Below are 20,549 nucleotides of genomic sequence, written 5' to 3'. Positions count from 1 at the left end.
CCGTCACGTTCAGCGCAGCGCTGGATTTGTTGAAGATGAAGCTCGACGCCTTCAGCGAAGCCGCAGACCCCCCCTCAAGCAGGATCGTCTCGCTGTAGCCGTTCCACCGCAGCGAGATCTCCGACCCGTCCGGCGTGCTGGCGATGTAGGGCTTCAGCGTGTCGTAGTCGCCGACGTTCAGATAGGTCAGCGAGATGCGGTCGCCCGCACCGAAATCCTTGATCACGTCCTCGCCGAAGCCGCGCTCCCGGTACGAGAAGATGTCCGCGCCCAGTCCGCCCCGCAGCACGTCGTCGCCCGAGCCGCCGATCAGCGTGTCGTTGCCACGGCCGCCGAGAATCTCGTCATTGCCGCCAAGCCCGCTCAGCGTATCCGCGCCTTTCGTGCCGACCAGCCTGTCGGAGCCGCTCGTTCCCGTGATCGTGGCCATCGCCTATGTCTCCAGAAGCGCCGCAGTGGGCACATTAGCCATAACAACGCGACTTATTTCGTGGAGCATCTAAATTGTCCATAGACAATTGAATAGACTTGATGTCGCGCAAAATTGGCATGGCGATGGTTGGGCGGTGCAGACTCATGGACTCCTGGAGGGAAAGCGCGGCGAGCCGCGTCCCGTAAAATAGAACTTATCTATGGATCATAGGGTAAAGCCCGCATTTGGGAGACGGCCAGGCGGCGGCGGGGGGCGCGTGCGTCGTCCGGCCCTGAGGGAGTCGCAAAGCCTCGCGCCGCCCGCTACATTGGTCGCATGGCTCTCGACGTGGTCGATCTCCGCGATTTCTACGCCCGGCCGCTGGGCGAGATCGCCCGGCGCATCCTGCGCGCCAAGCTCCGGGCGCGCTGGACCTCGGTGGACGGCCTGCGCGTGCTCGGCTTCGGCTACGCCACGCCCTATCTCGGCGTGTTCCGGGCCGAGGCGGAGCGGCTGATCGCCTTCAGCCCGGCCCAGCAGGGCGTCATCGCCTGGCCGGAGACGCCGCCCCAGTCCTCGGCGCTGGTGGAGGGCGACATGTGGCCCCTGCCCGACGCCGCCGTCGACCGCATCGTGGCCGTGCATGCGCTCGAGACCAGCGACGCCGCCGGCGAGCTGCTACGGGAGGCCTGGCGCTGCCTCGCCCCCGGCGGCCGGCTGATCGTGGTGGCGCCCAACCGGCGCGGCGCCTGGGCCCAGACCGACGCCACCCCCTTCGGCCACGGTCGCCCCTTCAGCCGCAGCCAGCTCACCGACCTGCTGCGCGAGGCCATGTTCACGCCCGAGGGCTGGGACGAGGCGCTGTTCATGTGGCCGGTGGAGCGCGGGCTGCTGCTGCGCTCCGCCTTCGCCTTCGAGCGGTTCGGCGCCAGGCTGTGGACGCCCTTCGCCGGCGTGCATCTGGTGGAGGCGAGCAAGCAGGTCATCCGCCCGCTGCCCGCCCGCTCCGCCCGGCGGGTGGTGACGGCCCGCGCCGCCGCTCCTGTCGCGGTCCCCGCCCCGGCGCCCGCCCCGCTCAGTCGCGGCTGAGCAGGAACACGCCCTGCGCGCCGAACAGGTTCCAGAACCACCACGGCGCGTTCACCCGCACCGGGCGGCCGGTGGCGTCCAGCGCCACCGCCCGCTCCATGCGCGCGCCCACCAGCTCCGCCAGATCGACGAAGTCGCGGATGGTGCAGAGGTGAATGTTCGGCGTCTCGTACCAGGCGTCCGGCAGGTTGGCGTTCACCGGCATGCGGCCGGTCAGCACGAGCTGCAGCCGGGTGCGCCAGTGGCCGAAGTTCGGCACCGACACCACCGCGCGCCGGCCGATGCGCAGCAGGTCCTCCATGACCTGCTTGGGGCGGCGCATGGCCTGCAGCGCCTGCGACAGCACCACATAGTCGAACGCGTCGTCCGGGTAGTAGCCGAGGTCCGCGTCGGCGTCGCCCTGGATCACCGACAGGCCGTGGGCGACGCAGGCGTTCACCCCCGACTGGGACAGCTCGATGCCGCGCCCGTCCACGCCGCGCCGTTCGATCAGCAGGCGCAGCAGCGCGCCGTCGCCGCAGCCCACGTCCAGCACCCGCGAGCCGGGCTGGATCATCTCCGCCACCAGCAGGTGATCGGGCCGGGGCGCGGACGCCAGCGCCTCGGGCGCGACGAGCGGATCGGTGGAGACGACGGACATGACGCTCATTTCACACAAAGATGACGCGGATCACGCTGGACTTCCATCCGGCGTGACATAGACCCTCATCCGATTACGTCATCCCGCCCGTTCCGCCTAGCGCAACGGCGTCCACTCACCGGACGCCGCCCCGATGGAGATCGCATGAGCGCCACCCTGGTCGACCCCAAGCCGCCGATCTCCACCTGGGCGTTCCCGGTGGCGGGCGTGGCGTTCTACGTCGTCTTGAAACTGCTCGGCCTGACCGATGGCTACGACGGCTCCGCGCTCGGGCTGGCGGCCTCGGTGGCGCTCGTCCCGGTCCTGTTCGGCGCCGTGTTCGCCGCGGTGCATCACGCCGAGGTCATCGCCCACCGCACCGGCGAACCCTACGGCACGCTGGTCCTCACCATGGCCGTCACCATCATGGAGGTGGCGGTGCTGTCCTCCGACATGCTGGGCGACAATCCGAACCCCGTGCTCGCCCGCGACACCATCATGGCCGTGCTGATGATCGTGGTGAACGGGCTGGTGGGCCTCTGCATCCTGTTCGGGGGCCTGCGCCACAAGGAGCAGAACTTCCGCGTCACCGGCGCGAACGCCTATCTCGCCGTGCTCATTCCTCTCGCCGCGCTGTCGCTGGTGCTGCCGAATCACACCGTCGCCGTCGCCGGCAACGCCTATTCCATCAGCCAGCTCGCCTTCGTGGCGGTGGCCACGCTCGCGATCTACGCCGCCTTCCTCTACACCCAGACGGTGCGGAACCGGGAGTATTTCGCGGTGGTGATCGAGGGCGACGAGGTGGCCGACAAGGCCCACAAGCCCAGCAACCGCAGCGTCGCCTTCTCCTTCGCCTTTCTGATCCTCGCGCTCGCCGTGGTCATCCTGCTGGCCAAGACTTTCACCAGCGTGGTCGCCTTCGGCCTCGATCGCGTCAGCGCGCCGCCCGCCGTCGCCGGCGTGATCGTGGCGCTGCTGATCCTGATGCCGGAATTCGCCGCGGCGATCCGGGCCGCCCGCGCCGACAAGATCCAGAAGAGCATCAACCTCGCGCTCGGCTCGGCCTGCGCCACCATCGGCCTGACCATTCCGGCGATCGCGGCGATTTCGATCGTGTTCGGCGCGCCGCTGCAGCTCGGGCTCGACTCCAAGGACACGGTGCTGCTGCTGGTCACCGTGGCGGTCTCGCTGCTCACCTTCGGCACCGGCCGCACCAACATCCTCTACGGCCTGATCCACCTGGTGCTGTTCGCGACCTTCATGTTCCTGGTGATCGTGCCCTGAGGGCCGACACCGCCCGACACAAAAAAGGGCGGACGCCGCGGCGTCCGCCCTTTTTTAACGTCAGAAGCCGCGAGGCCGATCAGGCCATCTCGGATTCGGCCTTGCGGCTCTCGCGCTTGCGCTCGTTCGGGTCCAGCAGGCGCTTGCGCAGGCGGATGGACTTGGGCGTCACCTCCACCAGCTCGTCGTCCTGGATCCAGGCCAGCGACCGCTCCAGCGTCATGCGGATCGGCGGGGTCAGGCGCACCGCCTCGTCCTTGGACTGGGTGCGGATGTTGGTGAGCTTCTTGCCCTTGAGGACGTTGACCTCAAGGTCGTTGTCGCGGGAGTGGATGCCGATCAGCATGCCCTGATAGACCTTCCAGCCCGGCTCGATGATCATCGGGCCGCGGTCCTCGAGGTTCCACAGCGCGTAGGCCACCGCCTCGCCCGGCTCGTTGGCGATCAGCACGCCGTTCACGCGGCCGGCGATCTCGCCCTTGTACGCGCCGTAGGCGTGGAACAGGCGGTTCATGATCGCCGTGCCCTTGGTGTCGGTCAGCAGCTCGCCCTGATAGCCGATCAGGCCGCGGGTCGGAGCGTGGAACACCAGACGCAGGCGGTTGCCGCCGGACGGGCGCATCTCCAGCATGTCGGCCTTGCGCTCCGACATCTTCTGCACGACGACGCCGGAATGCTCCTCGTCGACGTCGATCACCACCTCTTCGATCGGCTCGACGGTCTGGCCGTTCTCGTCCTTCTGCAGCACCACGCGCGGACGCGACACGCCGAGCTCGAAGCCCTCGCGGCGCATGGTCTCGATCAGGATCGCGAGCTGGAGTTCGCCGCGGCCGGAGACGATGAACGAGTCCTTCTCGGCGGACTCCTCCACCTTGAGCGCCACGTTGCCCTCGGCCTCCTTCAGCAGGCGGTCGCGGATCACGCGGCTCGTCACCTTGTCGCCTTCGGTGCCGGCGAGCGGGCTGTCGTTGACGCTGAAGGTCATGGAGACAGTGGGCGGGTCGATCGGCTGGGCCTGGATCGGCTCGGTCACCTGGGGATCGCAGAAGGTGTCGGCCACCGTCGCCTTCACGAGGCCGGCGATGGAGACGATGTCGCCCGCCTCGCCGATCTCGATCGGCTGGCGCTCGATGCCGCGGAAGGCGAGGATCTTGGAGACGCGGCCGTTCTCGACCAGGTTGCCGGCGCGGTCGAGCACCTTGACCGTCTGGTTCGGCTTCACCGTGCCGGAGGCGATGCGGCCGGTGATGATGCGGCCGAGGAACTGGTTGGCCTCAAGCAGCGTGCCGAGCATGCGGAACGGGCCTTCCTCGACCTTCGCCTCGGGAACGTGCTTCAGGATGAGGTCGAACAGCGGGGCGAGGCCCTCGTCGCTCGGGCCTTCCGGCGCGTAGTTCAGCCAGCCGTCGCGGCCCGAACCGTAGAGGATGGGGAAGTCGAGCTGCTCGTCGGTGGCGTCGAGCGCCGCGAACAGGTCGAACACCTCGTTGATGACTTCCGAGGCGCGGGCGTCCGGGCGGTCGATCTTGTTGACGGCCACGATCGGGCGAAGGCCGATCTTCAGCGCCTTGGAGACCACGAACTTGGTCTGCGGCATCGGGCCTTCGGCCGCGTCCACCAGCACGATCACGCCGTCGACCATGGAGAGGATGCGCTCCACCTCGCCGCCGAAGTCGGCGTGGCCCGGCGTGTCGACGATGTTGATGCGCGTGTCCTTCCAGACGACCGAGGTCGCCTTGGCGAGGATGGTGATGCCGCGCTCCTTCTCGATGTCGTTGGAGTCCATCACGCGCTCGGCGACGCGCTGGTTGTCGCGGAACGAGCCCGACTGCTGCAGCAGCTTGTCGACAAGCGTTGTCTTGCCGTGGTCGACGTGGGCGATGATCGCGATGTTGCGAAGTTTCATAGGGTCCCGCTCCGGGCCGGGGATGGCGTTCCCGGCTCGCGTCCTTCGTTGGTCGTCATGGTTATGCGCGGCACCAATGCGGGAGACCGGCTGAAAACGCAAGTGCGCCGGCGCCTCACGGCTCCAGAATGAACGGTATCCCGGTGCGCTTCTGGACCGCGTGGTAATAATCGTAGATCGGCTTGCCGCTGTTGGCCGGGTCCTTGAGGCCCCATTTCGTGGTGGCCACGAAATGCAGCACCTTCACCCGCTCCAGCGTCTCAGCCCGGGACAGGCGCTCGGGGTCGCTGACGTGGATCTTGTAGTTGTAGGCGTGCGGCAGATAGAGCCGGTCCGCATGGGCGAAGATTTCGTTCAGGATCGACTGGTCCCGGAGCCGGCGGTTGCGCCGGAGCTCCATGAAATCGATCGCCGTGTTGAAGGCGCCCGCCCCAAGCGCCGCCTGATCGAACGCCACGAAACCGGTGTTGAAGCCGATCCGCGGCGCGCCCCGGCCGCGATGCTCGGGCGTGAAGTCGGGGTCGGGCGCGCCGGTGCGGACGGCGGCGATGTCATGGCTCAGATCGAACACGTCCGAGAAATCGTCGACGACCAGCATGTCGCTGTCCATCAGCACGACCTTCTCGTACTGGGCGAGCCGCAGCACGTTGAGCTTCACATAGGCCGCCTTCTTGGACGGAAGCTCATAGTGGTCGCGCCGGCGGCTCATGGGCCGCCCCTCCTTGTCGTACCGCGTCATGTTCGCGGCCGTGAGGAAGGACGACGTGTCGACTTCGATGATCTTCAGACCCGGGCACAGCTCCTGGAGCGCGATGCCGTTCTCGAGCGAGAGCGGCGCGACGCCCGGCGACTGCAGCAGGATGACGTCCACCTCGTCCCGCCGGCCGAGCCGTTCATGCAGCGACAGCAGGAAGGCGGCGCCCATGCCGATGAAGTTGTCGGTGATGGTGGTCACCACCGCATAGCGGCGCGGATCGCGCACGGTCAGGTCGCCGAGGTAGACGCGATCGGTCGCCGGCCACGCCAGAGGACGCAGCCGGCGCAGTTCGTTCAGGGTCCGGGACAGGCCGCGCAGCAGCCCGCCGAGCGCGACGGCCATGCCGCGGGCCGCCCCGTCAACCCTCGGCCCGGCGGCGGCGAGCGCCGAGCGTGCGCAGCCGGAGCGCGTTCAGCTTGATGAAGCCGGCGGCGTCGCGATGGTCGTAGGCGACCGCGCCGTCCTCGAAGGTCACAAGCTCCTGGTCGTAGAGCGAGTTCGGGCTCTCGCGGCCGGTGACGATGACGTTGCCCTTGTAGAGCTTGAGCCGCACCACGCCGGAGACGTCCTTCTGGGACAGGTCGATCGCCGCCTGCAGCATCTCGCGCTCGGGCGAGAACCAGAAGCCGTTGTAGATCAGCTCGGCGTAGCGGGGCATCAGCTCGTCCTTGAGATGCGCCGCGCCGCGGTCGAGGGTGATCGACTCGATCGCCCGGTGCGCCGCCAGCAGGATCGTGCCGCCCGGCGTCTCGTAGACGCCGCGGGATTTCATGCCCACGAAGCGGTTCTCGACCAGATCGAGCCGGCCGACGCCGTTCGCCTTTCCGAGCGCGTTCAACCGGGTGAGGATCGTGGCCGGCGACAGCGGCTCGCCGTCGATGGCCACCGCGTCGCCCTTCTCGAACGAGATCGAGATCAGCGTCGGCTGGTCGGGCGCGTCCTCCGGCGAGATCGTGCGCATGTGGACGTCTTCGGGCGCGGGCAGGCTCGGGTCCTCCAGCACCTTTCCTTCCGAGGACGAGTGCAGCAGGTTGGCGTCCACCGAGAACGGCGCCTCGCCGCGCTTGTCCTTGGCGATCGGGATCTGATGCTGTTCGGCGAACTCGATCAGCTTGGTGCGGGAGGTCAGGTCCCACTCGCGCCAGGGCGCGATCACGGTGACGTCCGGCTCCAGCGCGTAATAGCTGAGCTCGAAGCGCACCTGGTCGTTGCCCTTGCCGGTGGCGCCGTGGGACACGGCGTCGGCGCCGGTGGCGCGCAGGATGTCGATCTGGCGCTTGGCGATCAGCGGCCGGGCGATCGAGGTGCCGAGCAGATACTGGCCCTCATAGACCGTGTTGGCGCGGAACATGGGGAACACGTAGTCCCGCACGAACTCCTCGCGCAGATCCTCGACGAAGATGTTGTCCGGCTTGATGCCCAGCAGCTCCGCCTTCTTGCGCGCCGGCTCCAGCTCTTCGCCCTGGCCGAGGTCGGCGGTGAAGGTCACCACCTCGCAGTTGTAGGTGGTCTGCAGCCACTTGAGGATCACGGACGTGTCGAGGCCGCCGGAGTAGGCGAGGACGACCTTTTTCACCGAAGCTTTGTCTGCCATTGCGAGCGACCGCGATCCTTGGAAGGGCTGGAAATCGCCGCGCACTCTAGCCATCGCGGCGCGGCGCGCAAGCCGAGCCGCGTCGCGGCGCGCCGCCTGCGGCCCTGTGTGGGCGGGCGAAGCTCTGCTATGCCTGTCCGAGATGACGAAGCGGGGCGACGCGTGAGCAAGAAGCTGTTCGACGACCTGCGGGCGCGGGTTCCGGCGCTGGCCGCGGACGTGAAAGGCCGCCTGCCGAAAACCCTCGACGAGTTGAAGGCCAGCCTGCCCACGCTCGGCGAGATCAAAGCCAAGGCCTCCGGCCTGCGGCTGGTGGATTTCGGCGACATCGACAACCGGCATCTGGCGCATCCGCCGCGCATCGAGCGCTGCCTCGCGCCCATCCGCCAGTCGTTCGCCCGCGCCAGGCTGACCGGCGGCCGCATGCTGGAGATCGGCGGGCGCAACAATCCGCTGAGGGAGCACTTTCCGGAGTTCGAGTATCACGCCCTCGACCTGTCGCCGGACGTGACGCCCGGTCTCGACGTGATTGTGGCCGACATCACCCGGTGCCCCGAGATTCCCTCCGAGAGCTTCGATCTGATCATCTCGGTCGACGTGTTCGAGCACATCGACAAGCCGTGGCTCGCCGCGGCGGAGATCAGTCGCCTGCTGAAGCCCGGCGGCGTCACGGGGCACAGCACCCTGTTCAGCTGGCGCTACCACCCCTGCCCGATCGACTACTGGCGCTTCACGCCCGAAGCGCTGAAGTCGCTGTTTCCCGACCTGAAGCCGCTGCATGCGGAGTTCGATCACGCCGAGCGGCGGCGCAATATGGACAAGGTCTCGCGCCGGGGCGCCCCGCTCGACGAGCTGGGCGGATGGCGCGAGAACGTGCGCGTGCACTATGTGGGCTTCAAGCCGGTGATCCCGCTGGACTCGCCCAAGCGGCTGCGCAAGGCGGCGGTCCCGACCTAGCTGCGCGAAGCAATACGGAACACACGAGCCTTATCGGCGCCGTGCGCCCACGCCGCACTGGTATAATTCGAAAGTCGAGGTGCGACATCTTGCCTTTCGCGTCGCAGCATGCAAGCTCGCGCCCTTCGGGGACGGCCGTCCGCGGCCTTATCCCCTAAAACGGAGACGGACTTCATGACCAAGTGGGTGCTCACCTTCGGCGACGGACGCGCGGAAGGTCGCGCCGAGCTGCGCGAGCTGCTCGGCGGCAAGGGCGCGAATCTGGCGGAGATGGCGAACCTCGGTCTGCCGGTGCCCCCCGGCTACACCATCACCACGGAGGTCTGCACCTACTACTACGACAACGGCCGCAGCTATCCGGCGGACCTTGCGGCGCAGGTGGACGCCGGTCTGGAGCACATCCAGACCATCACCGGCCGCCTGTTCGGCGACGCCGACAACCCGCTGCTGGTCTCCGTCCGCTCCGGGTCGCGGGCGTCCATGCCGGGCATGATGGACACGATCCTCAACCTCGGCCTCAACGACGTGACGGTGCAGGGCCTCGCCAAGGGCTCGGACAACCCGCGCTTCGCCTATGACAGCTACCGGCGCTTCATCCAGATGTACTCCAACGTGGTGCTCGACGTGAGCCACCACGAGTTCGAGGACATCCTCGAGATGACCAAGGAGCGCAAGGGCGTCTCCGAGGACACCGAGCTCACCGCCGACGATCTCGCCAAGCTGGTGGAGGCCTACAAGGCCAAGGTGCTGAAGGCCACCGGCAAGCCGTTCCCGCAGGACCCGCGCGACCAGCTCTGGGGCGCGATCGGGGCCGTGTTCTCGTCCTGGATGAACGCCCGCGCCATCACCTACCGCCGCCTGAACTCCATCCCAGAGAGCTGGGGCACGGCGGTGAACGTGCAGGCCATGGTGTTCGGCAACATGGGCGACACCTCGGCGACCGGCGTGGCCTTCACCCGCAACCCCTCCACCGGCGAGAACCGGCTCTACGGCGAGTTCCTCGTCAACGCCCAGGGCGAGGACGTGGTGGCCGGCATCCGCACCCCGCAGCCGATCACGGAGGCGTCGCGGATCGAGGGCGGCGTCGCCGCGCCGTCGCTGGAAAAGCGCATGCCCGAGGTGTTCGCTGAATTCGTCCGGGTCTCGACCGTGCTCGAGAAGCATTATCGCGACATGCAGGACCTGGAGTTCACGGTCGAGCGCGGCAAGCTGTGGATGCTGCAGGCCCGCAACGGCAAGCGCACCGCCAAGGCCGCGCTGAAGATCGCGGTGGACCTCGCCAGCGACGGCGTGCTGACCCGCGACGAGGCGGTGGAGCGCATCGACCCCGCCGCGCTCGACCAGCTTCTGCACCCGACCATCGACCCCAAGGCCGAGCGCAAGGTGGTGGCGACCGGCCTGCCCGCCTCCCCGGGCGCGGCGCAGGGCGAGCTGGTGTTCTCCTCTGAGACCGCGGAAGCCGCGGTCGCCGCCGGCAAGAAGGTGATCCTCGCCCGCACCGAGACCTCGCCCGAGGACATCAACGGCATGCACGTCTCGCAGGGCATCCTCACCACCCGCGGCGGCATGACCAGCCACGCGGCGGTGGTGGCCCGCGGCATGGGCAAGCCCTGCGTCTCCGGCGCCGGCGCGCTGCGCATCAACGAGAAGGCCGGCACGCTCACCATCGCGGGCCGGGTGTTCAACCAGGGCGACATCGTCACCATCGACGGCTCCACCGGCCAGGTGATGGAGGGCGCGGTTCCCATGGTGCAGCCGGAGCTGTCCGGCGACTTCGCCACCCTGATGCGCTGGGCCGACGAGGTGCGCCGCATGGGCGTGCGCGCCAACGCCGAGACCCCCGCCGACGCCCGCGCCGCGGCCCGCTTCGGCGCCGAGGGCATCGGCCTCTGCCGCACCGAGCACATGTTCTTCGACGAGAAGCGCATCGTGGCGGTGCGCGAGATGATCCTCGCCGACGACGAGGCCGGCCGCCGCAAGGCGCTCGCCAAGCTGCTGCCGTTCCAGCGCGCCGACTTCGTGGCCCTGTTCGAGATCATGAAGGGGCTGCCGGTCACCATCCGCCTGCTGGACCCGCCGCTGCACGAGTTCCTGCCGCACACCGAGAAGGACATGCAGGAGGTGGCGGGCGCGCTCGGCGTGGACGTGGACAAGCTCCGCGCCCGCGCGGCCGAACTGGCCGAGTTCAACCCCATGCTGGGCTTCCGCGGCTGCCGCCTCGCCATCGCCTATCCGGAGATCGCGGAGATGCAGGCCCGCGCCATCTTCGAGGCGGCGATCGAGGCGGCGAAGTCCACCGGACAGGCGGTGACCGCCGAGGTGATGGTGCCGCTGGTCATCGGCAAGGCCGACTTCGACTTCGTGAAGGCGCGCATCGACGCCGTCGCCAAGGAGGTCGAGACGGAGACCGGCCAGAAGCTCACCTATCAGGTCGGCACCATGATCGAGCTGCCGCGCGCGGCGCTGAAGGCCGGCGAGATCGCGGAGACGGCGGAGTTCTTCTCCTTCGGCACCAACGACCTGACCCAGACCGCGCTCGGCATCAGCCGCGACGACGCCGCCTCCTTCCTGACTCGCTACGTGGACAAGAAGCTGCTGCCCAAGGACCCGTTCGTCTCCATCGACCGGGACGGCGTGGGCGAACTGGTGCAGATCGGCGTGGAGCGCGGCCGGGCCGTGCGGCCCAAGATCAAGCTTGGCATCTGCGGCGAGCACGGCGGCGATCCGGAATCGGTCGCCTTCTGCGAGGAGGTCGGGCTCGACTACGTGTCCTGCTCGCCGTTCCGGGTGCCGATCGCCCGGCTCGCCGCGGCCCAGGCCGCGCTGAAGCAGAAGAAGGCCTCGACCCGAAAGGCCGCCGTGGCCTGAGAGCGCGCTTCAAAATTGCCCCAGCGCGCGATTGAAACTCCGTCATGCCCGCCGCAGGCGGGCATGACGGAGAGCGTGGAATTTGAAGCGGGCTTTGAGATCCGCATTCCGGCCGGCGGGCGCCCGCGCCCGCCGGCTCTGGACCGGGACCGCGCGTCCGGCTTATCTGGGCTCCGTGACGACGACGCCTTCCCCCGAGCCCGCCGCGCGCCATCGGCGCGGGCATGCGCGCTTCCACCGCCTCGCCGTCCTGACGGAGCGCGCGCTCAAGCGGCTGAACCTGAACGACCGCGTCCTGAACGGCGCGCGCCACGCCGCGCTCGGCGTCGCCGCCGCGCTGCTCGCCTATCTGCCGCCAAGCGCCATCGGCCTGCGCGAAGGGTTCTGGGCCGCGATCACCGCGCTCGCCGTCACCCAGGCGCAGATCGTCACCGTCTACACCATGGGCCGCGACCAGATGCTCGGCGCGCTGATCGGCGGGCTCACGGGCGCGCTCACCGCCTTCGTCGTCGGCAAGGGGCTTCCGGCCTACGCGCTCGCGGTCGGCCTGTCGGTGCTGGCGGCCTGGCTCGCCAATGCGGGCAGCGCCGCCCGCCTCGCCAGCATCACCGCCACCATCATCATGCTGATCCCGCACCAGACCAGCGACGCCGTGATGCTGGCGAGCCGGGTGGGCGAGGTGTGCTGGGGCGTCGCCTCCGCCATCATCGTGGTGGGAACGGCGGACGTCCTGCAGCGCCGCTGGACCGCCGCCCGCAAGGACGGTTAGCCGCCGCGCGGCGGCGCCGGCGCGCTCTCGCCCGGCCCGAGCGGCCGCTGCATGAACACCGAGTCGATCCAGCGGCCGAACTTGAAGCCCACCGCGCGCAAGTTTCCCGCAGGCTGGAAGCCGAGCGCCGCGTGCAGGCCGATGGAGCCGGCGTTGTCCGAGCCGCCGATCACCGCCACCATCTGCCGCCACGGCCCCTGCTCGCAGCGCGCGATCAGCGTCTCCAGCAGCGCCCGGCCGGCGCCCTGCCCCCGCGCGGACTCGGCCACATAGATCGAATCCTCGATCGTCCAGTCGTACGCGGGCCGCGCCCGGTAGGGGCCGGCGTAGGCGTAGCCGAGGATCGCGCCGTCCCGCTCGGCCACGAGCCAGGGCAGACCCGCCTCCCGGACCGCCGCGATCCGCCGGCCCATGGCGTCGGCGTCCGGCGGCTCGATCTCGAACGAGGCCGTTCCGTTGAGCACGTGATCGGCGTAGATGGCGGCGATCGCCGGCAGGTCGGCGTCGCGCGCGTCGCGGACCGCGAGCGCCCCGTGAGGCGGCTTCACGTCAGGACTGGCCCTGCGCCTGCCGGCATTTCCCCGGAAGGTTCTGGTAATAAATGCTCTTGAGGCTGGCCTCGTACCAGGTGGAGCCGATGGCCTTGCCGTCGAAGCCGCGCAGCTCGATCGCGATGTCCTGCGGCGCCACCCCCGCCTGAGCGCGGGAATCCGGCACCATGATCGTCGCGTTCACGCGCGGCGGCTCGACGGCGCCGTCGAAGCGCCAGACCGGACGCTCGCCCATCAGCTCATTGTAGTCGGTGGTGTCGCCATCGGCCTTGGCCACATAGACCTGATCGTAACGGAGCGGGTCCGCCTCGTCCCGGTCCAGCAGGAACGCCACGAACGGCCGGCTCTCCACGAACACATAGAACGTGCAGTACAGCGAGACGGTCTTCGCCTTGGCCTCGCCGGAGGGCGCCGCTGGGGGCTGCGCCACGGGCGCGACCGCGGACTGCGCCGTCTCCGGCCGCTCCCCGCTCTCGAGCCCCATGAACACATAGGCCCCCGCCGCCGCGAGGGCGACGACGCCGGCCACGAGGCCGGCGGCCGCAAATGCTGGTTTCATTCCGTCACGCCAGGTTCCGTTCGACGCCAGAGCCCAAGTCTAGGCGCGGGGCGGCGCGGAGGAAACCCCTCTCGACCCAGGCGCGTCAGCGCCGGCGGTCGTCCATCAGCTCCACGAAGCGGTGGAACAGGTAGTGGCTGTCCTGCGGGCCGGGCGAGGCTTCCGGGTGGTGCTGCACCGAGAAGGCCGGCCGGTCGGTCAGCTCGATGCCGCAGTTGGTGCCGTCGAACAGCGACACATGGGTCTCGCGCGCGGAGGCCGGCAGGGTGTCGCGGTCGACTGCGAAGCCGTGGTTCATGGAGGTGATCTCGACCTTGCCCGTGGACAGGTCCTTCACCGGATGGTTCGCGCCGTGATGGCCCTGCCGCATCTTGGCGGTGGAGGCGCCCACAGCCAGCGCCAGCATCTGGTGACCGAGGCAGATGCCGAAGGTCGGCACCTTCTTCTCGAGCACCGCGCGGATCACCGGCACGGCGTATTCGCCGGTCGCCGCCGGATCGCCGGGGCCGTTCGACAGGAACACGCCGTCCGGATCGAGAGCGAGAATCTCTTCCGCCGTAGCGGTGGCGGGCACCACGGTCACCTCGCAGCCGGCGGCGGTCAGCATGCGCAGGATGTTGCGCTTGAGGCCGTAGTCGATCGCGACCACCCGCTTCGGCGCGCCTTCGGGACGCGCGCCATAGGCGCCAGGCTGCGCGCCGCCGGGCCAGGTCCAGCCGGATTCGTCCCAGCCGTAGCGCTGGGAGGCGCCGACCAGCGGCACCAGATCCTGCCCTTCAAGGCCCTTGAAGGCGTCGAGCGTCGCCTTGATCGCGGCGTCGTCGAAGCGGCCGTCGGGCGCGTGGGCGATCACGGCGTTGGGCATGCCCTTCTCGCGCACCAGCGCGGTGAGCGCGCGGGTGTCGACGCCGGCGATGGCCACGATGTTGCGCGCCTTCAGCCAGTGGTCGAGGTCGCGGGTGGCGCGCCAGCTGGAGGGCGAGGTCACGTCGGCGGCCAGCACCACGCCGCGCACGCCGGAAGAGGCGGCCGTGTTGACCGTCTCCACGTCGTCCTCGTTCACGCCCACATTGCCCACATGGGGGAAGGTGAAGGTGATGATCTGTCCGGCGTAGGACGGATCGGTCAGGATCTCCTGATAGCCGGTCATGGCGGTGTTGAAGCAGAGCTCGCCCGCGCTCGCGCCCACCGCGCCGAGCCCGTCGCCCTCGATCACCGTGCCGTCGGCCAGCAGCAGCCGCGCCGTGGGGCGCGCTTCGTCCCAGCCGCCGGCGGCGGCGCCTTGTTCGTGAGCCATGATTGTCTTAAGTCCCGTCGCGCGTAGTCGCGCGGCGCCGCCAGGGACGGCGCCGGTGCGGCCGGAACCTAGGCGCCCGAAGCCGGTGCGTCAACGTTCCGCTGACGTTTCGGAAGGCCGCCCGCGCAGGCCCGCCACAGTTTGAGGACCACGCCCATGCGCGACGCCGTCGCCGCCGCCACCAAGGACGCCATGAAGGCGCGCGACGCCGAGCGCACCGGCGCGCTGCGCCTGATCGGCGCCGCCATCAAGGACCGGGACATCGAGGCCCGCGGCGCCGGGCGCGAGACCGCGACCGAGGACGAGCTGAAGCAGCTGCTCGCCAAGATGATCAAGCAGCGGCAGGAATCGGCGACCGTCTACGAGCAGAACGCCCGCCCCGAACTCGCCGCCAAGGAGCGCGCCGAGATCGCCGTGATCCAGGAGTTCCTGCCGAAGCCGCTCTCCGACGAGGAGGTCGCCGCCGCGATCGAGGCCGCCGTCGCCGAAACGGGCGCCGCCTCCATCAAGGACATGGGCAAGGTCATGGGCGCGCTGAAGGCGAAATACACCGGCGTGATGGACTTCGCCGCCGCCAACGGCGCCATCAAGGCCAAGCTCGGCGGCTGAGCCGCGTCCGCGGTTCCGCCGGCCGGGCCATGCCTTCCGTCATGCCCGAGCTTGTCTCGGGCATGACGTGTTCGGGCCACAGCCCAAAAGCGCCGCTGTCCTGACCGCAAGCGGCGTCAGTTCGTCACCAGCCGCAGCTTGCGCTCCAGCACGTCGAGGACGCGGGCGAGGTCGGGGCCGCGTTTCAGGATCAGGCCGGTCGCCGTCACCACCGCATAGGCCCCCTGACGCCGGGCGAGCTTCGGCGTCTTCTCGATGCGGTAGAGCGGCGCTTCGCTGGTGCGCCGGAACACCGAGAACACCGCCTGCTCCTTCAGGAAGTCGATGGCGTAGTCCCGCCACTCCCCCGCCGCCACCATGCGCCCGTAAAGCCCGAACAGGGCGTTGAACTCGGCGCGGTCGAACGAGACGTGGGGGGAAACCGGAGCGGAAGCCGCCGGGATGGCGGGGCCTGCGCGGGGGACGAAACGTATGGGCTCCTGATCGCTCATGGCGCCTCCTTCATCGGAGCGTCATGATCGCCCTGCCCCGCCGCCGGCGCAACCCGTCCGCCGCGGCGTGGGATCAGGCCTCGTTCAGCGCCTTCAGGAACACGTCGCCGAAGGCGTCGAGCTTGGCCGCGCCGACGCCCTTCACCTGCGCCAGCGCCTGGGCCGTGCGGGGGCGCGTGGCGGCCATCTCCACCAGCGTGCGGTCGGAGAAAATCAGATAGGCCGGCGCGGCGCGGGCGATGGCGAGCTCGCGCCTCAACGCCTTCAGCCGGCCGAGCAGCGCGGCGTCCACGCCGTCCATCTCCACCCGCTCCGCCGTCATGCGGCGGCGCTCGCGGCGCTTCTCCCGGGGCTTGGCCAGCGTCACGCCCTCGGCGCCGTCGAGGATGCGGCCGCCGCGCTCGGTCAGCGTCAGGCCGCCATAGGCCCCGACCTCGACCTTCAGCGCGCCGAGCGCCACCAGCTGCCGCACGACGCCACGCCATTCCGCCGCCGGCCGGTCGGCGCCCTTGGCGAAGCCCGGCAGCCTGTCGTGGCCCCGCGCCGTCACGGTCTCGGACAGGTGCCCCACCGCCAGCGCCACGATGTGCGCCGCCCCGAAGCGCTCGCCCGTGGCCGCCACCAGCGACAGCAGCAGCCGCGCGTCCCGGGTCCCGTCCACCACCTCGGGCGGATCGAGGCAGGTGTCGCAGTTGCCGCACGGGCCGGAGGCCTCGCCGAAATAGGCCAGCAGCGCCTGCCGGCGGCAGGAGATGGTTTCGCAGAAGCCCACCAGCGCGTCGAGCCGCCTGGCCTCCACCCGCTTGCGCTCGGGATCGGAATCCTGCTCGTCGATGAAGCGGCGACGGGTGCGCACGTCCTCGAGGCCGTAGAACATCAGCGCCTCGGCCGGCGCGCCATCGCGGCCCGCGCGGCCGATCTCCTGATAATAGGCCTCGAGCGAGCCCGGCGCGTCGCCGTGCAGCACGTAGCGCACGTCCGACTTGTCGATGCCCATGCCGAAGGCGACGGTCGCCACCATCACCACCCCGCTCTCGGCCAGGAAGGTCTCCTGCGCCGCGGCGCGCTCGGACGCCTCCATGCCGGCGTGATAGGCGAAGGCCCTCACGCCCGCCGCCTGAAGACGCGCGGCGGTCTCCTCCACCTTCTTGCGGGAGATCCGGTAGATCACGCCGCTGAGGCCCGGCCGCGCGGCCACGAAGCGTTCGATCGCGGTCCCCACATCCGCCTTCTCGGTGACGGAGATCGCGATGTTGGGCCGGTCGAAGCCGGAGACGAACACCTGGGCCCGGCCGCCGAACAGCTTGTCCAGAATGTCGGCGCGGGTGCCGTCGTCGGCGGTCGCGGTCAGCGCCGCTATGGGCGCGCCCGGCAGCGCCTCGCGCAGGCGGCCGAGCGTCAGATACTCCGCGCGGAAACTGTGGCCCCACTGGGAGATGCAGTGCGCCTCGTCGATGGCGATCAGCGACACCGGCAGCCGGCCGAGCGCGCCGAGCATGCGCTCGGTCATCAGCCGCTCGGGCGCCATGTAGACGAAGCGGGCCTCGCCCGAGGCGACCCGCCGCCAAGAGGCGACGTTGTCCTCCCGCGACCGGCCGGAATGGATCGCCTCGGCGCAGACGCCGTTCAGGCGCAGGCCCGCCACCTGATCGTCCATCAGCGCGATCAGCGGCGACACCACCACCGCGAGCCCGCCCTTGGTCAGCGCCGGCGCCTGATAGCACAGCGACTTTCCGGCGCCGGTCGGCATCACCGCCAGCACGTCGCGGCCGGCGAGCAGCGCATCCACCACCGGCTCCTGGCCGGGGCGGAACGCGTCGAAGCCGAAGGTCGCCTTCAGCACGCGCCACTTCTCCGCCGCGAGTTCAGGCGGCAGGACGGCGGCGGAAAGGGCTGAGTCGTCGGACACGATGCTTCAAGCGATAAGCGATTCGCGTCCGGCGCGCGCCCGCACGGGCGCGGTTTGCTGGGGAATGGGGAAAACCGGCTGTGTCGGACGTCAGGCTTCCGCGTCCGACGCGGCCTTGGGCTTGTCCTGAAACACGGAGGCGTAGGTGCGTTTGGCGAAGGCGCGCTCGATGGTCTTCTCCATCACGCGCTGGTCGTCCGCCGGCACGTAGCGGCGCTGCAGGGCGCGGCGCAGCGCCTTGTCCTGCGCGATCAGCTCCCGCACCAGCCGGCCGACCGCGGTGGGCTTGGCGCAGGACAGGAACTCCCTAAGCCACAATTCCTCGTGGCGGCGGTAGTCCCACTCCATCTCCTTGATTTTGATGTTCCAGGGCTTTTCGCCGAGAAAATGCAGAATCCGCACGTCGTTCTCGGCGATGAAGTCCTCAATCGAGGCCACGTCCGGCGGCACCAGGCGCTTCGAGAAGTTGTACTTCTCGTCGAGATAGTTCTTGTCCCGCCCGCGGAAGTAGACGTTCAGCACCGACTGGTCGGCTTTTCCGTGGGAACGGTTGACCTTGGTGACCGTGGCGAGGAAGTCCGAGATTTCCGACACCATGTCGCGCCGCAGGCCTTCGCCGCCGATCACCATGGTGCCGGTGTTGAAATAGGGTAGCGGCAGGTTCCGGTCGTGGTCGTAGGCGCGCACGATCGAGAACGGCGCCTGGGTCTCGAACAGCTCCCGCAGATCGCCCGTCACCAGCATGTCGCTGTCGAGCGCGACCACACGCTCGTAATTGGTCAGCGTGAAGCATTCCAGAATGTAAAACGCCGCCCGCAACCGGGCCGGCGTCTCCACCACAGTCTCCGCGAAGTGGAACACGCCTTCATAAGCCGTCGCGTCGATGTCGCGGAACTTCAGGCCGGGAAAATGTTCCCGCAACAGGGTTCTGTTGCTGCGGGACAGCGGCGAGTTCGTCACCTCGGAGATAATGACGATATCGCCGTTGAACCATGGGTTCTTGGCCAGAAAGCTGTTGAGCAGAACGATGGCGCCGAGCACGAACGGATCGGACACCACCGTGGCGAGACAGAGCTTCGGCTTCTTGGCCGACGGCGCGGGGCTCACGAACGGCCGACCACGTCGAGGTAGGACACCCGGGGCAGCACCTCGAGGCGCCCGCCCGCCGTGGCGTTCCACATGCGCAGCCCCTTCATCAGCGCCGTGTCGGAGCAGATCCGGTAGGACTGGAAGATCGGCCCGTCATCCCCCCAGATGCGGGCGATGTTCTCGAACTTGGTGCTGCTCGTCTTGTGTTCGGACGGCGCATAGAAATAGGCGCGGGGCGCCTCCGGCGTGGTCAGCCCGTAATCGCAGTCGCAACCGATCAGGTAGAGGTCGGTGATCCCGAAATGCACCGCGAGCGGCACGGCGAAGGTCAGCAGCACGGTGTAGGCGTCGTCCATGCAGCGCCCGAGATCGAAATTCTGGCTTCCGACCTCGTCCACCAGCAGCTTGGGCCGGTCGAAGATCAGATAGCGCAGCTGCTCCTCGTCCAGCAACCCCAGTTCCTTCATGTAATTCCTGAAGGCGAACGAAAAGAACATCGTCGATTCGGGCGTCAGCTTCTGCTTCAGCTTCTCCCGAAAGTCCTCGTTCAGGTTCGGCGTCTTGCCCCAGCCGCCGAACATCTCATGCGACGACACGCAATAGTACGAAGGCTGGATGTCGTTGAACTGCGGGTGGTTGATGAACCAGTTGGCGCAGAAGGTGATTTCGTCCTTCAGCAGCGTCAGATCCTGAGTGTTGATCGACGGCCCGTTGCCGATGATGAAGGCGCGCTTGCCGGCGTGCTTGCCGCGCATGGCCTCCACGCGGGCGAACTCTCCCGACTCCCGGAACGCCACCTCCTTCTGGAATCGCTCCTCCGCCATGGTGCGCCAGCGGGCGCCTCCCACCGGCTTGCCGTTCACCTTCTCCGGCTTGGTCTGGTCGCGAACCGAAGGCTGGAACAACGTCTCCACGGGCGTCTCCGACACCACCGGGGCGAGGGCCGTCTTGGTTTCCACCGTGAGGGAGGAGAGGGTCTCGACGAACCGCTCGTACTGCTTCAGCTCCGCCGCCAGCGACAGGTCCACGTGGGCCTGCAGTTCGGAAAGCTTGGCGTCGAACGTCTCCTTCAGGGAGCCGAACAGCGCCAGCGATCCGCTCAGGGACGCCAGCAGCCGCCGTCCGGAGGCGACCGTCTGGTCGAGATCCGCGACCCTGTCGAACTGCTGCCGGACCTGCCCGAGGCTGTCGAGCACCGCCTCCTGCTCGAACACGCGATGGGCGAGCCGTTCGATCTGCTGCTCCAGCCGCTGCACGCGGCGCTTTTCGAGCTGGATCAGTCGATCCTTGTCCTGCAGCGCCGCAGCGTCGGCCGCGATCTCCGATTTCTTCCGCGCCGTCTTGGCGCCGGCCCGCAAGGCCTCAAGCTCCGCCAGCGCCCGATCCCGCTCGGCGGCGACTTTCTCCCGCTCCGCCTCGGCCGCGCTCCGGGCGCGCTCGGCGGCCTTCAGCGCGGCCTGCGCCTGGTCCCGCTCCACCCGGAAACCGTTGCGCGCCTCGCGCACCTCGTCGCGCTGCTGTTTGAGCTTGTCGCGCTCAGCCTTAAGCTTCGCGACGTCCATCACCTTTTCAGACATTTCCGCCCCAAAGCCCCCAACTCAACGCTCAAACGCAAGCGTCCGCAGCCCGCGCCATCTCGTAAAACATTCCTGCCGAAGAGCTCAAACGCCCCACTTCATGACGACCTGATGAATTTCTCAATTCAGGTAAAAATTATTTTTTGTATTAAAAAAATTATCCATGTATGGCTTGCAGGCCTTTCTTGCAGGCGCAAGTTTGGGAACGCTCT

The 20,549-nt window shown here is 68.7% G+C and carries 18 protein-coding genes; 6 read left to right on the top strand and 12 right to left on the bottom strand.

Translation table 11 applies throughout. From position 1 onward, the window contains the following. A partial coding sequence (locus tag PKE85_RS12040) for a M10 family metallopeptidase C-terminal domain-containing protein (protein ID WP_346433362.1) occupies nucleotides 1-430 on the bottom strand: 430 nt, incomplete at its 3' end. 318 nt (nucleotides 431-748) lie between these two features. On the opposite strand from PKE85_RS12040, the gene PKE85_RS12035 reads away from it, so the two are divergent. Next, nucleotides 749-1,501, top strand: a complete 753-nt coding sequence (locus tag PKE85_RS12035; RefSeq protein WP_271204980.1) for a methyltransferase domain-containing protein — start codon at nucleotides 749-751, stop codon at nucleotides 1,499-1,501. Here PKE85_RS12035 and metW read toward each other — a convergent pair. Continuing rightward, entirely contained in the window at nucleotides 1,488-2,141 is a 654-nt protein-coding gene (gene metW / locus PKE85_RS12030) for a methionine biosynthesis protein MetW (RefSeq protein ID WP_271204979.1), read from the bottom strand. The two genes, PKE85_RS12035 and metW, sit on opposite strands and share 14 nt — an antisense overlap. A 144-nt stretch (nucleotides 2,142-2,285) precedes the next feature. Between metW and PKE85_RS12025 the strand changes: the two genes are divergently transcribed. After that, a complete protein-coding gene (locus PKE85_RS12025) occupies nucleotides 2,286-3,404 on the top strand; it encodes a calcium:cation antiporter (RefSeq protein WP_271204978.1) in 1,119 nt (372 codons plus the stop codon). 79 nt (nucleotides 3,405-3,483) lie between these two features. Here PKE85_RS12025 and typA read toward each other — a convergent pair whose 3' ends face one another. The 3 genes from typA to PKE85_RS12010 form a co-directional block, all read right to left on the bottom strand. Continuing rightward, nucleotides 3,484-5,310: a translational GTPase TypA gene (typA, locus tag PKE85_RS12020; RefSeq protein ID WP_271204977.1), complete on the bottom strand. Its 1,827-nt coding sequence runs from the start codon at nucleotides 5,308-5,310 to the stop codon at nucleotides 3,484-3,486. Between the two features lie 115 nt (nucleotides 5,311-5,425). After that, the gene (locus PKE85_RS12015) at nucleotides 5,426-6,409 is read right to left on the bottom strand and encodes a glycosyltransferase (protein ID WP_271204976.1); all 984 of its coding nucleotides are present in this window, start codon (nucleotides 6,407-6,409) and stop codon (nucleotides 5,426-5,428) included. A 16-nt stretch (nucleotides 6,410-6,425) separates the two neighbouring features. Beyond that, on the bottom strand, nucleotides 6,426-7,661 hold the full coding sequence (locus tag PKE85_RS12010; RefSeq protein ID WP_271204975.1) for an argininosuccinate synthase: 1,236 nt from the start codon (nucleotides 7,659-7,661) through the stop codon (nucleotides 6,426-6,428). Between the two features lie 162 nt (nucleotides 7,662-7,823). Here PKE85_RS12010 and PKE85_RS12005 point away from each other — a divergent pair, with 162 nt between their 5' ends. The 3 genes from PKE85_RS12005 (at nucleotide 7,824) to PKE85_RS11995 (ending at nucleotide 12,255) form a co-directional block, all read left to right on the top strand. Then, nucleotides 7,824-8,618, top strand: coding sequence for a class I SAM-dependent methyltransferase (locus tag PKE85_RS12005; RefSeq protein ID WP_271204974.1), 795 nt, complete (start codon nucleotides 7,824-7,826; stop codon nucleotides 8,616-8,618). A gap of 174 nt (nucleotides 8,619-8,792) precedes the next feature. Beyond that, nucleotides 8,793-11,486, top strand: a complete 2,694-nt coding sequence (ppdK, locus tag PKE85_RS12000) for a pyruvate, phosphate dikinase (RefSeq protein ID WP_271204973.1) — start codon at nucleotides 8,793-8,795, stop codon at nucleotides 11,484-11,486. Nucleotides 11,487-11,580: 94 nt separating this feature from the next. Continuing rightward, a complete protein-coding gene (locus PKE85_RS11995; RefSeq protein ID WP_271204972.1) occupies nucleotides 11,581-12,255 on the top strand; it encodes an FUSC family protein in 675 nt (224 codons plus the stop codon). On the opposite strand, the gene PKE85_RS11990 is transcribed toward PKE85_RS11995, so the two are convergent. The 3 genes from PKE85_RS11990 to carA form a co-directional block, all read right to left on the bottom strand. Beyond that, complete coding sequence (locus tag PKE85_RS11990; protein ID WP_271204971.1) at nucleotides 12,252-12,803, bottom strand: GNAT family N-acetyltransferase; 552 nt, start codon at nucleotides 12,801-12,803, stop codon at nucleotides 12,252-12,254. The genes PKE85_RS11995 and PKE85_RS11990 overlap by 4 nt on opposite strands. 1 nt (nucleotide 12,804) lies before the next feature. After that, nucleotides 12,805-13,365 (bottom strand): hypothetical protein, encoded by a 561-nt coding sequence (locus PKE85_RS11985; protein WP_271204970.1) that lies wholly within the window; start codon nucleotides 13,363-13,365, stop codon nucleotides 12,805-12,807. 85 nt (nucleotides 13,366-13,450) lie between these two features. After that, nucleotides 13,451-14,662, bottom strand: coding sequence for a glutamine-hydrolyzing carbamoyl-phosphate synthase small subunit (gene carA, locus PKE85_RS11980; RefSeq protein WP_271204969.1), 1,212 nt, complete (start codon nucleotides 14,660-14,662; stop codon nucleotides 13,451-13,453). A 156-nt stretch (nucleotides 14,663-14,818) separates the two neighbouring features. Between carA and PKE85_RS11975 the strand changes: the two genes are divergently transcribed. Next, a complete protein-coding gene (locus tag PKE85_RS11975) occupies nucleotides 14,819-15,271 on the top strand; it encodes a GatB/YqeY domain-containing protein (protein WP_271204968.1) in 453 nt (150 codons plus the stop codon). Between the two features lie 116 nt (nucleotides 15,272-15,387). Here the strand turns inward: PKE85_RS11975 and PKE85_RS11970 are convergent, their stop codons facing one another. The 4 genes from PKE85_RS11970 to PKE85_RS11955 form a co-directional block, all read right to left on the bottom strand. Beyond that, the gene (locus PKE85_RS11970; RefSeq protein WP_271204967.1) at nucleotides 15,388-15,762 is read right to left on the bottom strand and encodes a DUF2794 domain-containing protein; all 375 of its coding nucleotides are present in this window, start codon (nucleotides 15,760-15,762) and stop codon (nucleotides 15,388-15,390) included. Nucleotides 15,763-15,835: 73 nt separating this feature from the next. Further along, nucleotides 15,836-17,671, bottom strand: a complete 1,836-nt coding sequence (recQ, locus tag PKE85_RS11965) for a DNA helicase RecQ (RefSeq protein ID WP_271204966.1) — start codon at nucleotides 17,669-17,671, stop codon at nucleotides 15,836-15,838. A 90-nt stretch (nucleotides 17,672-17,761) separates the two neighbouring features. Then, the gene (locus PKE85_RS11960; protein ID WP_271204965.1) at nucleotides 17,762-18,778 is read right to left on the bottom strand and encodes a glycosyltransferase family 8 protein; all 1,017 of its coding nucleotides are present in this window, start codon (nucleotides 18,776-18,778) and stop codon (nucleotides 17,762-17,764) included. Further along, nucleotides 18,775-20,322, bottom strand: coding sequence for a hypothetical protein (locus PKE85_RS11955; RefSeq protein ID WP_271204964.1), 1,548 nt, complete (start codon nucleotides 20,320-20,322; stop codon nucleotides 18,775-18,777). The genes PKE85_RS11960 and PKE85_RS11955 overlap by 4 nt, the downstream gene beginning before the upstream one ends. Between the last annotated feature and the right edge of the window lie 227 nt (nucleotides 20,323-20,549).

Origin of the sequence: Methylopila jiangsuensis (assembly GCF_027922305.1) — a bacterium.
GTDB lineage: Bacteria > Pseudomonadota > Alphaproteobacteria > Rhizobiales > Methylopilaceae > Methylopila > Methylopila jiangsuensis.
This window is presented reverse-complemented; position numbering and strand designations above follow the sequence as displayed.

Coding starts and splice junctions, on each gene's coding strand:
- PKE85_RS11975 (WP_271204968.1), top strand. CDS start 14,819: ATGCGCGACGCCGTCGCCGCCGCCACCAAGGACGCCATGAAGGCGCGC.
- PKE85_RS12015 (WP_271204976.1), bottom strand. CDS start 6,409: ATGGCCGTCGCGCTCGGCGGGCTGCTGCGCGGCCTGTCCCGGACCCTG.
- PKE85_RS11985 (WP_271204970.1), bottom strand. CDS start 13,365: ATGAAACCAGCATTTGCGGCCGCCGGCCTCGTGGCCGGCGTCGTCGCC.
- PKE85_RS11955 (WP_271204964.1), bottom strand. CDS start 20,322: ATGGACGTCGCGAAGCTTAAGGCTGAGCGCGACAAGCTCAAACAGCAG.
- PKE85_RS12010 (WP_271204975.1), bottom strand. CDS start 7,661: ATGGCAGACAAAGCTTCGGTGAAAAAGGTCGTCCTCGCCTACTCCGGC.
- carA (WP_271204969.1), bottom strand. CDS start 14,662: ATGGCTCACGAACAAGGCGCCGCCGCCGGCGGCTGGGACGAAGCGCGC.
- typA (WP_271204977.1), bottom strand. CDS start 5,310: ATGAAACTTCGCAACATCGCGATCATCGCCCACGTCGACCACGGCAAG.
- ppdK (WP_271204973.1), top strand. CDS start 8,793: ATGACCAAGTGGGTGCTCACCTTCGGCGACGGACGCGCGGAAGGTCGC.
- PKE85_RS12025 (WP_271204978.1), top strand. CDS start 2,286: ATGAGCGCCACCCTGGTCGACCCCAAGCCGCCGATCTCCACCTGGGCG.
- metW (WP_271204979.1), bottom strand. CDS start 2,141: ATGTCCGTCGTCTCCACCGATCCGCTCGTCGCGCCCGAGGCGCTGGCG.
- PKE85_RS12035 (WP_271204980.1), top strand. CDS start 749: ATGGCTCTCGACGTGGTCGATCTCCGCGATTTCTACGCCCGGCCGCTG.
- PKE85_RS11970 (WP_271204967.1), bottom strand. CDS start 15,762: ATGAGCGATCAGGAGCCCATACGTTTCGTCCCCCGCGCAGGCCCCGCC.